The 14,140-nt window shown below is 37.9% G+C and carries 12 protein-coding genes; 10 read left to right on the top strand and 2 right to left on the bottom strand.

Annotation, left to right across the window (positions count from 1 at the left end; translation table 11 throughout):
• Positions 1–447 precede the first annotated feature (447 nt).
• Together DLJ74_RS02145 and DLJ74_RS02140 are read left to right on the top strand one after the other, a co-directional pair.
• Positions 448–1,053 (top strand): TetR/AcrR family transcriptional regulator, encoded by a 606-nt coding sequence (locus DLJ74_RS02145; protein WP_109983163.1) that lies wholly within the window; start codon positions 448–450, stop codon positions 1,051–1,053.
• A 68-nt stretch (positions 1,054–1,121) separates the two neighbouring features.
• Complete coding sequence (locus DLJ74_RS02140; protein ID WP_054860130.1) at positions 1,122–1,718, top strand: GNAT family N-acetyltransferase; 597 nt, start codon at positions 1,122–1,124, stop codon at positions 1,716–1,718.
• Positions 1,719–1,998: 280 nt separating this feature from the next.
• Here the strand turns inward: DLJ74_RS02140 and DLJ74_RS02135 are convergent, their stop codons facing one another.
• Both DLJ74_RS02135 and DLJ74_RS02130 read right to left on the bottom strand, forming a co-directional pair.
• Positions 1,999–3,051, bottom strand: a complete 1,053-nt coding sequence (locus tag DLJ74_RS02135) for a LacI family DNA-binding transcriptional regulator (RefSeq protein WP_109983162.1) — start codon at positions 3,049–3,051, stop codon at positions 1,999–2,001.
• Positions 3,052–3,133: 82 nt separating this feature from the next.
• Positions 3,134–4,489 carry a hypothetical protein gene (locus DLJ74_RS02130; RefSeq protein WP_109983161.1) on the bottom strand — a complete coding sequence of 452 codons (1,356 nt, stop codon included), beginning with the start codon at positions 4,487–4,489 and terminating at the stop codon, positions 3,134–3,136.
• 185 nt (positions 4,490–4,674) lie between these two features.
• Between DLJ74_RS02130 and DLJ74_RS02125 the strand changes: the two genes are divergently transcribed.
• The 8 genes from DLJ74_RS02125 (at position 4,675) to DLJ74_RS02090 (ending at position 14,093) form a co-directional block, all read left to right on the top strand.
• Positions 4,675–6,237, top strand: coding sequence for an AraC family transcriptional regulator (locus DLJ74_RS02125; protein ID WP_109983160.1), 1,563 nt, complete (start codon positions 4,675–4,677; stop codon positions 6,235–6,237).
• A 128-nt stretch (positions 6,238–6,365) separates the two neighbouring features.
• Positions 6,366–7,334, top strand: a complete 969-nt coding sequence (locus tag DLJ74_RS02120) for an ABC transporter substrate-binding protein (protein ID WP_109983159.1) — start codon at positions 6,366–6,368, stop codon at positions 7,332–7,334.
• A 15-nt stretch (positions 7,335–7,349) separates the two neighbouring features.
• Positions 7,350–8,372, top strand: coding sequence for a FecCD family ABC transporter permease (locus DLJ74_RS02115; RefSeq protein WP_109983158.1), 1,023 nt, complete (start codon positions 7,350–7,352; stop codon positions 8,370–8,372).
• The gene (locus DLJ74_RS02110) at positions 8,353–9,384 is read left to right on the top strand and encodes a FecCD family ABC transporter permease (protein WP_109983157.1); all 1,032 of its coding nucleotides are present in this window, start codon (positions 8,353–8,355) and stop codon (positions 9,382–9,384) included. The genes DLJ74_RS02115 and DLJ74_RS02110 overlap by 20 nt, the downstream gene beginning before the upstream one ends.
• A gap of 5 nt (positions 9,385–9,389) precedes the next feature.
• Positions 9,390–10,190, top strand: coding sequence for an alpha/beta hydrolase (locus tag DLJ74_RS02105; protein WP_109983156.1), 801 nt, complete (start codon positions 9,390–9,392; stop codon positions 10,188–10,190).
• 328 nt (positions 10,191–10,518) lie between these two features.
• Positions 10,519–11,274: a DeoR/GlpR family DNA-binding transcription regulator gene (locus DLJ74_RS02100; protein WP_109983155.1), complete on the top strand. Its 756-nt coding sequence runs from the start codon at positions 10,519–10,521 to the stop codon at positions 11,272–11,274.
• On the top strand, positions 11,271–12,188 hold the full coding sequence (pfkB, locus tag DLJ74_RS02095; protein WP_109983154.1) for a 1-phosphofructokinase: 918 nt from the start codon (positions 11,271–11,273) through the stop codon (positions 12,186–12,188). Before DLJ74_RS02100 ends, pfkB begins: the two co-directional genes overlap by 4 nt.
• A gap of 36 nt (positions 12,189–12,224) precedes the next feature.
• The gene (locus DLJ74_RS02090) at positions 12,225–14,093 is read left to right on the top strand and encodes a PTS fructose transporter subunit IIABC (RefSeq protein WP_109983153.1); all 1,869 of its coding nucleotides are present in this window, start codon (positions 12,225–12,227) and stop codon (positions 14,091–14,093) included.
• The last annotated feature ends 47 nt before the right edge of the window (positions 14,094–14,140 follow it).

The following is a 14,140-nucleotide window of genomic DNA, read 5'->3' as shown; positions in this document are numbered from 1 at the left end:
ACGTCAATCATTATGTCGATAAATAGAAAGAAGTGTTAGTCACTTCTTTGTCTAAAACGCAATTTGTAAGCGTTTTATTTTGTTAGTTCATATCATAAGACATAAAGTGATGAACGTCAATCATTTTTTTGCTCATAAAAATAAATTGTTAGCTTAGAAGTGGATCGAGTAGCGTAGAAAGAGGGTTGAAAAGCCCCCCCTCCATTGCGTATTCCTCTTTCCTTCTTTTGTCCACTTTATACCTAATTAACTCTATATGTCTTTTATTATGGTTCTACACTCAATAAAAGGCATCTGCAATTATTCTAGTTCCTTGATCTTTAGTATGGAAATTTGAAAGCATTTAAGTAAATAAGAAGGGCTTGAATTTTTAGTTATCTTATTCTATAATAATAAAATGAACGGTCAGTTTAAAAAATATCATTATTAGATAAAGGAGAAAAATTTATGGCTCGACCAAGAGGGCAAGGGGAAAAAACTAAGGAACTGATTGCTGAAAAGGCAAAAATTATATTTGAACAAAAAGGTTATGCTGGAACTTCAATGGAAGATATTCGGGAGTTTAGTGAGATAAGCAAAGGCAGTATCTACTATCACTTTAAAAGCAAAGAAGAGTTGTTCCTATATACAGTAGAAAAAACTTCAGAGGTTTGGAGAACAAAATGGGAAGATCATGCGAATAAGGTGGAAACGGCAACAGAAAAACTTTACCTTCTTGCAAAATACTATGCTTCGGATATGCAAAATCCTTTATCACATGCAGTTCCAGAATACATGGCCACTGAAAATATAGACAAAGTGCTCAAAAATAAGTTATTTGATTTGATAAAACCGGAATATGAAGTTTTTTATCAAATTATTGACGAGGGAATGTGCCGTAAAGAATTTAAAAGTAACCAATCCCCTGATGATTTAGCTTATATTTTATACAGTACACTTACAGGTTTAAGTATTACACAATTCGTTGGTTATAGTGATAAACAATTTCTCATGCTTTATCAGAGTGCAATAGATGTCTTCCTAAAAGGAATATTAAAAGATAGTACCCCTTAAAATAGAAGGGGTTTTAAAATAAACATTAATAAACCGAATGGTCAGTTAATTATTGGGGAGGAAATTAAATGAAAAATTATGATATTAAAGTAATACCAATGAGAGAGGCTAAAAGAGACGTATCCAGGGAGGTAGCAGCTGTTTTTGTTGATGGATATGAGAAAGACTTAACGTTTCTTTCAAACAATCGAGAGAAGTTAATAGAAGCGTTTCAGAAAATGATCTGTCAGGATGTTTTTTACTTTGCTACTCTAGAAGGAGAAATCGTTGGAATTCTTGCTTGTTCCAATAACCAGAAACGAGCAGTGACAATTGATAAAGCACTATTGAGAAAATCATTTGGCCTTATTACAGGTAGTATCGCCTATCATTTTATGAAAGATGAATTTAATAAAAAATTGCCTTATCAAGATGATACAGGTTATATTGAATGTGTTGCTACCTCAATTAAAGCTAGAGGTAAAGGTGTTTCAACTGCTTTAATGAGTTACGTATTAGAGAATGAGGATTATCATCGTTATATTCTAGAAGTGGTGGATACAAATAAGGTTGCTTATCGATTATATAAAAAATTGGGTTTTACAGAGTTTAAGCGAAAAAAGGAAAGTTTTTCAAAGATGAAAGGGTTTAAGCATAGAATTTATATGGAATTGTGTGTCACTTAAGAAAACAGAAAGAATTAAAATATCGCTTTTAACAAAATTAATTGGCGCAATTATGAAAGAGAGCAACAAGGCATTTATTGTTACACTCTTGATATACTGTACTCTGATTTATACCAATCAAAGGTGGAAAGTGTTTTTAATTGAGATAAATGAATAAGTTTATAAGGCTGTCCGTTAAAAAAGACAGCCTTTTTTAAAAGATAACCAGCTAATAGTAGCTCGTTATCTTGTTCCACTTTTGGGGCGAATGTTTAACAAGGGTATTCGTCTTTCCTTAATATTATTTGTTAGCTGTATCGAGATAATATTTTGCATTTGCTTTTGTTGCGATTTCAAGCTTCACAATATGATCGTCTACTTGACCACTTTGCTCTTCCAGCATATAATCTGTAACCTTCTGTAAGGTAATAGTAGCTTGTGCCATTGGATCCTGACAAATCGTTGCTGTCACCACACCTTTTTTCATCGAATCATAAATGGCTTGATTAATATCATGGCCGATTATGATATGCTTTGTAGACCATGACCAATAGTTCTTGATTTCACCTAGAATACCACTCGCAACATAAATGGCATCCGTCCTTTTTAACGTATCCGCTTCCTTTTCCATTACCTCTTTTATATGCTGACTATTCGTGTACGCACTTTGGCTAAAATATAGTGTTTGGATCTCAACATCTAGATCATGATCCTGAAAAAAGGCGAGAAAGCCCCTTTCCTTATGTTTCATTTGAAACGTATCTTCTAGATCTCTAATTAGAATGACACTTGTTAGATTTTCCTTGAAAAGATAAATAAGCTCCGCTGCTAAATAGCCTGCATCGAAATAATTACTCCCAACATAGGCAATTCGTTTACTGTTAGGAACGTCTGTATTGACAGTAAAGACTGGTATATTTGCTTCAATAGCTTGGTTTATTAGCTCTTCAAATGGACCAGCATCATGAGGAGCAATTGCAAATGCATCATACTTTCCCTTTTCGATCAGCTTTTCTAAATATTGAACTTGTTCATTGTTAGGAATTGTATGAATACGATGCACTTCAATATTAAAGCCAAAATCCTCATACATATAAGCGGCTTTTTTGATTTCTTTGTCTAATTCTCCCCAGAAATAATCTGGAACGACTGGTAATATAAAAGCAATATGAATCAATCGCTGTGTTGACAAAAACTTCGCTGCTCGGTTTGGTCGATAGCCTAATTCTTTTGCTTTTGCACGGACTTTGCGAACCGTTTTTTCACTAACACCTTTTCGGTTATTCAAAACACGGTCCACAGTTGCTGTTGACATACCTAATTGTTCTGCAATCATTTTTGCTGTGACTTTCATTTGAGTTCACCTGCTTTTTACTGTTTGTCTTAGCATATTATACTCCATACAAGAATGACTATTGCAAGTAAAATCAGTATCGTTAACCTAAAACGAAGTAAGCAACTAAAATCCCAACAGTACCAAAAATCAAGGAATAGATTAAGTTATAGTAGGTGATCAAGTAAGGACTTTGCCTTAGACTCATAGATGTAATCGTAACAACAAGTCCATAAGTTCCAATTGGTACGGTAGAAACCCCTGCTGTCACCAAAATAATCGCAAGACTGAGCGGATTTAGAATATCAATAAGCATTGTGCTAATACCACCTATAACCCCCATTGTAGCGACAGGATGTACACCGAACATGCTCATCAACATAAATAATACTTGAATCATGATTAATAGAACAATTGGATAGTCAGCTACTAGAATAATAGGTCTTTGAATCAAGTTTAATGCAGGTGAATCATTTAAACTACCAGTAAAAAAAGCGAGAGTAACGAATAGGACAATGAAATTATGCATGTTGTTCATACTATATTTCCACTTATTCCACCCAATTGTCCAAAAGCTTTTGCTCCTTCTGATAGCAAATGCCCAGCATGCTGCAAACGGTAAAACCAGTATCGTAACAATAAAAATAAATTCTAAATGAAACCAGTTGCCTAATAGAATAACAAGTGCTAAGAAGCTTCCCAATGCAATGATTAATTGGATTATTTTTGGTCGAATTTCACTGTTTTGCTTTTCTTTTATTGTTTGATTATCTTTAGGGTAGTCTATTTTACCAAAATATAACCTTCCCCAAACATTATCAAGAATGAACATAAAAACCGTGATCATAATCATCCACGGTAGAAGCTCCGCATATTTAACCCCTGTAATAAAAATAGATAAAGCTAGTAAGACTTCCAATGGACTCCACGGCAATGCAAGGGAATAACCACGCATTGTTGTCATCATAATAAATTTATCTGCTACTTTTTTATGGATTGGCTTCAAGTTTTCTACTAAAACATCTTGTGCAATCGTAGCAGATGAGACGTTTAAAAAGGCTGTTAGAGACATCATTGCTGTAGTGCTCCGCTGATAGAGAGCACCAAGATTCTGAACGTTTCCCCGTAATAAATTTTGTATCAGTTTATCAAATCTACCAGCTGTTACAACACTATTCATCCATGGAAGAACCGCTAATAGTGTTAGGATCGAGAGGTTTGCTTCTAGCATTGGTGGTATATCTAATAAGGCTAGGTCAGTTGTCGCAAAAAAGATTGCCCCTACGATTACAAAGGAAATACCAAGGATTTTAAAGAGTCTGGAAGCAGATCCAAAGCTTAACATAAGCATAGTAAAAGCAAGAATTCCTAGCATATAAGAAAATGTTTCACTCGGAAAAAAGACAGAAATAATATGTAAAATAAATACGAATGAAAAATAGATATAGCTATATCTCAAGTTAGATACCTTCCTTCTAGTCTGCTTCCTCTTATCATAGCAGAATAACAAGGAAGATAGCATTTAACTTGATTATCGATTCTAGTTTTATATGAAAAACATCCTAATAGATTCCGCTAACTGCCCCCTGAAGGTTTATGGTATATTGTAAATGAGAATCATTTTCAATAAAGGGAGGGTTTAGTGTGTATGAAATAAAACAGCTTGATCTGTTACCGGTGTTCGTAACACTAAAACGAGTGGAATCTATGAACTCTAACAAGCACTATCAGCTTACGCATACATGGAATCGGGATTATCTACTACTTTATTTTCCAAAGGGGAGTGGCTGGATTTCGATAAATGGGGAAAAAACAAAGATAAGCAAAAGGGAAGCATATCTTTGTAAGCCTGAAGAGACATATGCACTAACGCTAAAACCGGATATACATGCCTTTTTGTTTCATTTCAACATGAATGGGGAATTACCGCTAGAAGCCGAGAGGAAAATGGTTGTCCAGCCTGAGCAAGTCCAGAGATATTGCTATCAGTTGAACAGTATGGACCCAAACGATAATCCAATATTAGCATTACAATTACAAATACAATTTCAAAAAATGATCTATTCTATTTTAACGATGAAAAGAAAGCTATCTATTTCTTTAGAGGATAGATTGATAGAAGCAAAAAAATATATTGACGAACATTTTTCAAAAAATATTCAGATTGAACATTTAGCTAGAATGGCTCAGGTGAGTGAGCATTATTTTGTTGATCGTTTCAAAAGGCAGTTTGGCCTGAGTCCTATCAAATACTTACATCATCAGAGACTAAAAAAGGCAAAAGAACTACTGATAACATTAGATTTTAAGCTGCGAGACATTGCCTCACATGTAGGGATTCAGGACGAATATTATTTCAGTAGATGGTTTAAGAAGAAGACAGGCTACGCCCCTAGTGAGTATAGACTTCGTTATAAAAGAAAAATAGCAGTGAGTCAGCGGAATTATATCGGACAATTACTAGCCTTAGATATTATTCCTTATGCGGCACCATTACATCCAAAGTGGACACCTTACTATTACGAAAATTATCGAGTCGATATCCCTGTCCATTTAAGTGCTTATAAAATCAATGAAAGAAAGGATTCGAATCTCGATACACTGATTGATCTCTCTCCAGACATCATTATTTCAGATCGAAGGGATCAATTAGGAATTAGTGAAAAGCTTTCTGATCAAACAAAGGTGTTAAGCATGTATTATGGAAAGCAAACTTGGCGGGAACAACTAATGTTCATCGCAAAATATTTAGACGAGGAAAAGAAGGCAGTTGATTGGCTCAATCAATTTAATAGAAAAGTGGCCAATGTAAGAGAACAACTGCAAACTAAATACAAATCGACAACTTTTTTGTTCATTAGAAAGTTTAAACAGTCTCTTTATGTGAATTGCAATCGAACGATGTCAGAATTATTCTATGGCGAATTAGGTTTACTATCAGCGCTCGGGACAACGATCTGTGATCATGAGATATCATTAGAGGAAATTGATCAAGCAAATCCTGATCATATTCTGTTCATGATTTGCCATGAGCAAGAAACCCTACAGGACTGGCAGGAGGTAAAGAGATCAGCTGAGTGGAATAGATTGAAAGCAGTCAAACATCAACATGTACACCTGATACCAACAGACCCTTGGTTTGAATATTCAGCGATTGCACATGACCGTATTCTCGATCAGTTAACAGAATGGTTATCATCGTACTAAACGTCCTTTTACCTTAGAGGAATTTTGTCCAAATAGGAACAGGTAGATTGTCCATGGATTGGATTTCTTTTTTGTATTACCATTGAGAATGATTATTAATATCGTTATTCGGAGGGGGAAATAGATAGATGTTAAAAAAATGGATCAGTCTCATGCTACTAACACTACTTTTCACAATATTAGTGGCCTGTGGACAAGAAGAGACGCAAGAAGCAAATTCTAGTAGCGGAAAAGAAGAAGCAGAGGATACTAGTCAATCAACTGAAATAAATTATTTAGGAGAGACCTATGAAGTGCCAAAAGACCCTTCCATTGTTATTACAGGAAGTTTAGAAGCAATGGAGGATGCCTTAATGTTAGGGGTAGAGCCAATCGGTGCCATTTCCGTTGGTGGTGAGTTTCCAGAATTATATCAAGAGATTGTTGGTTCAGCTGAATCGATCGGAGAAAAGCAACAGCCAAACCTAGAGAAGATTTTGGAGTTAAACCCTGACGTTATACTAAGCACAACCAAATTCCCTGAGGATGTAAGTTCAAAGCTTAATGAAATAGCAACCGTCATACCAGTATCCCACCTATCTACTGATTGGAAGGACAACCTCTTGTTAATGGGCGAGCTATCTGGAGACAAGGAAATAGCAGAGCAAATTCTAGCTGACTATGACGAACAATTAGAAGAGATTCAAGCAAAAGCATCCGAGCAGCTACAGGATAAGACAGCGGTCGTTGTTCGAATTAGGAGTGGGAATATTATGATTTATTCTCAGAATACATTCTTTAATCCTTCCTTGTATGAGGATTTTGGTCTGGCGGTTCCATCTGTAGTCGAAGCAGCGGAAGCACAAGAAGCTATTTCGCTAGAAAAGTTTAGTGAAGTAAATCCAGACTATATTTTTGTTCAATATGCCGAGTCAGAAAATGCAGATAATCCAGAAGCACTGTCTGACTTAGAGGTCAATCCAATTTGGCAAAGCCTACAAGCAGTACAGAACGATCAAGTCTACGTGAATGTGGTAGATCCGCTTGCACAGGGCGGCACAGCTTGGAGTAAAATCGAATTTTTAAAAGCATTCAAAGAGAATGTGTTAGCAGAGTAAAAAGGGGTAGGAGCTATGCGAAAAATCAAAACCTTCATACCATTCGTCATTTTCATCATAGCTCCAGTCGTCATCATAGGCACGATGTTTTGCTCCATATTACTTGGTGCAAAAGCCATTCCAGTGGATGTGATTTGGGAGGCGATTTTCCAATTTGATGAAAAAAATGTCGATCATCAAATTATCCGTTTCTCTCGCATTCCACGAGCATTAGGTGCACTTCTTATTGGTTGTTTTTTGGCGATATCTGGTTCGATCATGCAGGGGATGACAAGAAATTATCTTGCGTCTCCTTCTATTATGGGGGTGTCTGATGGCTCCATTCTTATGATCACCTGTTGTATGATCTTTTTTCCGAATCAATCCAATATAACAATGGTGCTGTTTTCTTTCCTTGGTTCGGCAATAGCAGCAGGGGTGGTTTTTTTACTTGCATCCTCTTTGCCTGATGGCCTTAAGCCAGTGAAAATGGCCATCATCGGTACGATTATTGGAACATTTTTAAGTAGTGTAGCTACAGCGTTGGCCACCTATTTTCAAACCTCACAAAATATTAGCTTTTGGTATAATGCAAGACTCCACCAATTGGAGCCTACTTTATTAAAGGTCGTCTTGCCTTTTGCTTGTATTGGACTTTTCCTTGCGATTGCCATTTCAAAGCAAATGACGGTGTTATCCTTAGGGACAGATGTGGCCAAAGGTTTAGGACAAAGAGATCGACTGATCAAACTATTGGCAGGTTTAGCTGTAGTAATTTTGACAGGGTGTTCAGTATCACTTGCAGGAAATATCGGATTTGTCGGTTTGATCATTCCACATATTAGCCGGTTTCTTGTTGGCGTAGATTTCAAATGGACTATTCCGTTTGCTGGGTTGTTAGGCGGCGTTTTTCTTGCTTTTGCGGATATAGGAAGTCGGTTCTTAAATTATCCATTTGAGACACCAATAAGTGTAGTTACTGCCACAATAGGTGTTCCATTCTTTCTCTACCTAATTAAAAGTAGAGGAGGGGGCTCATATGCAGCAAAATCAAGCTAAAGGCCGGAAGTTTATTCGAATAAGCACCATTTTGATTCTTGGCTTTTTACTTGTTTTTTATTTTAGCTTAACCTACGGAGAGTTTTCGATGACCTTAACAGATGTAGTTCGCACTTTATTAAGGATGGATGAAAGTGATGACAATCAACTAGTCATTTTCACCTTTCGCTTGCCTCGTATTGTCATCGGTATATTAGTTGGTTTGGGACTAGGGATAGCTGGTGCCATCCTTCAAGCATTAACCCGTAATGAATTAGCAGATCCAGGAATACTAGGGATCAATGCTGGTGCGGGTGCTTCGATTGTTCTGTATATGTATACGATAAGCAAGCTCGGTATGGAAGCAGGATTCATGGCAACTTTTGCGATGCCTATATTTGGCCTGATTGGTGGGATTTTCACCGCAATATTTATTTATAGTTTTTCATGGACAAACGGGAGATTAGATTCAAATCGATTATTATTAGTTGGAATTGCAGCAGGTTCGGGATTAGGTGCCTTAACCTTATACCTTTCCTTAAAAATGGATCCACAAGATTTTGAAGCTGCAACAATGTGGATGACAGGGACAATTTGGAATGCAGACTGGCAAAAAATAATAGCCATATTGCCATGGTTTTGTCTTCTTTTACCTATTATTTTTATTCGATCAGCTAACCTAGACTTATTCTATTTAGGGGAGGATTCTGCCAAGAACGTAGGACTTGCTACAGAATGGGAGAAAAGTATTTGGCTATTCTGTAGTATTGGTTTGATCAGTGCATGTGTGGCTGTTTCTGGTAGTATCGGCTTTATCGGTCTTCTCGCACCACATATGGCAAGACGTTTGATCGGGTTACATCATAACTATGTATTAGTCATCTCTGGCTTAATTGGTATTGTCTTAGTTACCTTGGCCGATTTCATCGCAAAGACGATTTTTTCACCAGTTGAATTACCTGTAGGGGTTGTCATTGCTATTATAGGAATCCCTTATTTCATCTATTTATTAAAAAGAAGAACAGTGAGGTGAGCAAAATGAAGCAAGTCATGCTACAGGATACAGAACAATTTTGCTTAATTGCAACCAATCGTGACCAACAGACATATCAAATCTCGGTCTATGTGCCGAAGCAAATTGCGCCAGATGAAGGTTTTCCTGTTCTCTATTTATTGGATGGGAACGCTGTTTTTGGGACAGCTGTTGAAGCGGTAAGAATTCAATCACAGCGAACAGAAAAAACAAATGTGCAACCAGCAATCGTTGTCGGAATCGGTTATGAAATAGCGGATGCCTTCTCTTCGCGTCGATTTTATGATTATACAATGGACCCACCAGAGATAGATATATGCTCACGCTGGAAAAAACACCCCCCGCCTCAGCATGGTGGTGCAGACCATTTCCTAGCTTTTATCGAAGAAGATTTAAAGCCATTTTTGTTCCGTCGTTACAATATCAATCAACAAAGGCAAACCATCTTTGGTCATTCCTTAGGAGGATTATTTGTATTACATACGTTGTTTACGAAGAATCATGCCTTTCAAAACTATATTGCTGGTAGTCCGTCCATTCACTGGAATAAAACACGTCTCAGTAAGGAGAAGAAGGCATTTTTAAAAAATGACCAACAACGATCGCTTTCCTTATTGATAGCTGTTGGTGAGCTTGAGGCGAATCATTCCACCAATATGTCAGAAAATGCACGGCAATTAGCCGAGGAATTATCGAAGGTGCCTCTTCTAGAGGTACAGTTTGAGGAGCTAGAAGAGGAGAATCATATATCTGTATTGCCTGTTTTATTGAATAAAGCGATAAAGCTAGGATTAAAAGCAAAATAGAGTAGAAAACGAGCTGTCTTATGACAGCTTCTTTTTTGTGCGTTAGGAAAGCATAAAAATTTTTACACAATAGGGTTTCAATATACTGAAAAATTTTAAAGTACCAAGGTGCCTAGTTTTCCTAAACGAATAGAGTGTCTATGATGAATAGCAGATGATTTATTTGAAATAATATCCTTGATTGTCGCAATTTGTAGCAGTAACCAAATCATAGTGCAAAAGAATCAGAACGATTTTGGTTGTTTGTGATCGTTATTGATTGACTATGATTGAAAATGATTGTATAATCTCTGTAAGCGATTAATTCATGAATTGAGGGATACCTATAATGTTAACGATCGAGCGTCAGGAGTTCATCATAGGACTATTGAAAGAGAAGGAAATCGTTTCTGTTCGTCAAATATGCGAATCAACAGGAGCATCTGAATCAACTATACGTCGCGACTTAACCGAATTAGAAAATAAACAATTAATCAAAAGGGTGCACGGCGGTGCTTCTTTATTAAAGAAAAAACGAGCAGAACCCACACTTCTAGAAAAAACCGCACAATATCAAGCGGAAAAAGAGGCGATTGCGAAAAAGGCAGTTACCTTTGTAGAGGATGGGGATTCGATTTATTTAGATGCAGGTACCTCTACCATGCAAATGATCCCGCTACTAAAAGAAAAATCCGTTGTCGTAGTTACAAATGGCATTCCACATGTTCAGCTCCTTATGGAGTATGGGATTGAGACATATGTCATTGCAGGAAAAGCAAAAAAGGGGACTGCTGCTCTGATTGGAACGAAGGCAGTTGATGCTATTAAGGAATTTCGTTTCGACAAATGCTTTCTAGGCATAAATGGCATTCATGCAAGTCAAGGGTTCACCACACCAGATCCTGAAGAGGCCAATGTTAAACAAGCTGCAATCGAGCAATCACAAGCAAGTTATATATTAGCAGATCCAACAAAATTCGGAGAAGTATCCTTTGCAAGTGTAGCAAATATTGAAATGGCCACGATCATCACAACAGATGAGATATCGACAGAACAACAAGAAAAGATAGCAAAATTAACAACTTTAGAGGTGGTGTCACTATGATTTATACTATAACCTTAAATCCTGCCATTGACTATGTCGTCAAGCTTGATGTATTAGAGCAAGGAACGATTAACAGAAGTCAAGGCGATTATAAAGAAGCAGGTGGAAAAGGTATTAACGTATCCCGCGTATTAGATCGCTTAGGCACAACAAGCACGGCTTTAGGTTTTATTGGCGGTTTTACTGGAAAATTTATCACAAATTATTTAGAAAAGGTGGGCATTGCACATGACTTTGTCTCCTTACAAGAGGACACCAGAATTAATGTAAAGCTCAAAGCTGGAAATGAAGAAACAGAAGTGAATGGAAAATCACCAGCCATTACAGAAGAAAACTATGAATCTTTTGTTAATAAGCTCAGAGGATTAACGAGTGAAGACATGGTTGTACTAGCAGGAAGTTTACCGGCCTCTCTTCCTGAGGATACTTACCATTCCATTGTAACTATGTTGAATGCCCAAGGTGTTTCCGTCATTTTAGATACAAGTGGATCGGCATTAGAGCAAGCAATCAAAGCAAGTCCGGCCTTTATAAAACCGAACAATCATGAACTAGCCGACCTATTTTCAGAAAAAATAAAAACTGATTTGGACATTGTAAGGCTTGCTAAGAGATTACATGTGGAGAATCGAATAGATCATGTCTTAGTATCCATGGCAAAAGAAGGAGCCATTTACGTAGGAGAAGCAGGAACCTTTAAGCTAAGTGCCCCAACAGGACGAGCTGTACACTCCGTAGGTGCAGGAGACTCGTCTGTCGCAGGCTTCCTTTATAAATGGCAGGAATCTAACCATGCTGAAGAAGCTGCAAAATATGCGGTAGCTTCAGGAAGTGCCACAGCATTTTCTAAAACATTGTGTACAAAAGATGAGGTCGAGAAGTTATTAGAAGAAGTGCAGGTAACAAAGCTTTAGTTTTTAAACAGACATCTTAAGAAAGGATGAGGGGCTATGAATATCACAGAATTATTAAAAAAAGATATTATGATTTTGGATGTAGACGCAAGCTCAAAAGAAGATGTTATTCAAGCAATGGCTAATCGCTTAGACCAAGCTGGGAGATTGAATGACAAAAAATCGTTTATCCAAGCAATTTGGGAGAGAGAAAGTGGGAGTAGTACAGGGATTGGGGAAGGTGTTGCCATTCCTCATGCCAAAACAAGTGCAGTAAAAACACCTGCCATTGCCTTCGCTCGTTCGAAGGCTGGAGTAGATTTTGATTCATTAGATGCGCAGCCTGCCCATTTATTTTTTATGATTGCGGCAAGCGAAGGGGCAAATAATGATCATCTTCAAACATTGTCGAGATTATCCACTTTATTAATGGATGAAGATTTCCGCCAAAGATTGATGGAGGTAGAAACAGAGGAGCAAATCATCGAGATCATTGATGAGAAGGAAAAAGAGAAGCTAGGAAAAGAAGAAGTGTCTAATTCCACAAGTGGTCCTGAAATACTAGCTGTCACTGGTTGTCCAACAGGAATTGCTCATACGTATATGGCAGCAGATGCCTTAAAGGATAAAGCGAAAGAGCTTGGTGTAACGATCAAGGTAGAAACAAATGGCTCGGATGGAGTGAAAAATCGTTTAACAGAAGAGGATATAGCGAATGCGAAGGCGATTATCGTTGCCGCCGATACTAAGGTAGAGCTGGAACGTTTTAGTGGGAAGCAAGTGTTACAACGAGGAGTAACGGACGGTATTCGCAAGCCCGAGGAATTAATTAACACAGCAATAAACGGCGAGGCTCCTGTTTACCAAGGAGATGGAGACAGCTCCCAAGCTAGCTCAAGTGGAGCAGGAAAAGGCTTCTACAAGCACTTAATGAATGGTGTATCAAATATGCTACCATTCGTTGTCGGAGGTGGGGTATTAATCGCGATTTCCTTCTTCTTTGGTATCCACTCCGCTGAACCAGACCATGCTTCGTATAATGAATTTGCTGCTGCATTAAAAGCAATCGGTGGCGATTATGCCTTTGGTTTAATGGTAGCAGTACTAGCAGGTTTTATTGGAATGAGTATCGCAGACAGACCAGGCTTTGCTCCAGCGATGATTGGTGGTTTTATGGCCTCCATGGGTGGTGCCGGCTTTCTTGGTGGTTTAATTGCCGGTTTCTTAGGTGGTTATGTCGTGGTTCTCGTGAAAAAGCTACTAGCAGGCTTACCGAAATCATTTGATGGAATAAAGACGATTCTCTTCTATCCTGTAATCAGTGTTTTTGTTACAGGCTTACTCATGTATTTCGTTATTATTGAGCCAATTGCTTGGATTATGTCTGGGTTAGAAGGCTGGCTAGGTAGTATGACTGGTGTGAATGCCATGCTATTAGGTCTTATTCTCGGTGGGATGATGGCTGTTGATATGGGAGGCCCAATAAACAAAACAGCCTTCACATTTGGTATAGCTATGATTGAAGCAGGAAACTTTGGCCCACATGCAGCCGTAATGGCTGGTGGTATGGTGCCGCCTCTAGCATTAGCGCTAGCGACAACCTTTTTCCGCAATAAATTTACGCGAGAGGAAAGAGATGCAGGGAAGACAAACTATGCGCTAGGTGCTTTCTTTATTACAGAAGGTGCGATCCCATTCGCGGCAGCCGATCCTGGAAGAGTGATTCCTTCTCTAGTAGTTGGGTCCTCGATTGCAGGTGGATTGGCTTTATTGTTTGGAGTTGGGCTTCCAGCACCTCATGGTGGTATATTCGTTATCCCGACAGTAGAAGGTAGTTGGTTATTGTATCTTGTAGCCATTGCCATTGGAGCAATCGTATCAGCTCTAATGATCGGGTTTTGGAAAAAACCATTGAATAAAAAGTAAGGAAATAAGAGCCTATGCTGGTAGGCTCTTATTTTTGTAAGATTAAA

Origin of the sequence: Gracilibacillus dipsosauri (assembly GCF_003176895.1) — a bacterium.
GTDB classification, from domain to species: domain Bacteria; phylum Bacillota; class Bacilli; order Bacillales; family Amphibacillaceae; genus Gracilibacillus; species Gracilibacillus dipsosauri.
The sequence above is the reverse complement of the archived record's forward strand: the minus strand, read 5'-3'. Positions and strand labels throughout refer to the sequence as shown.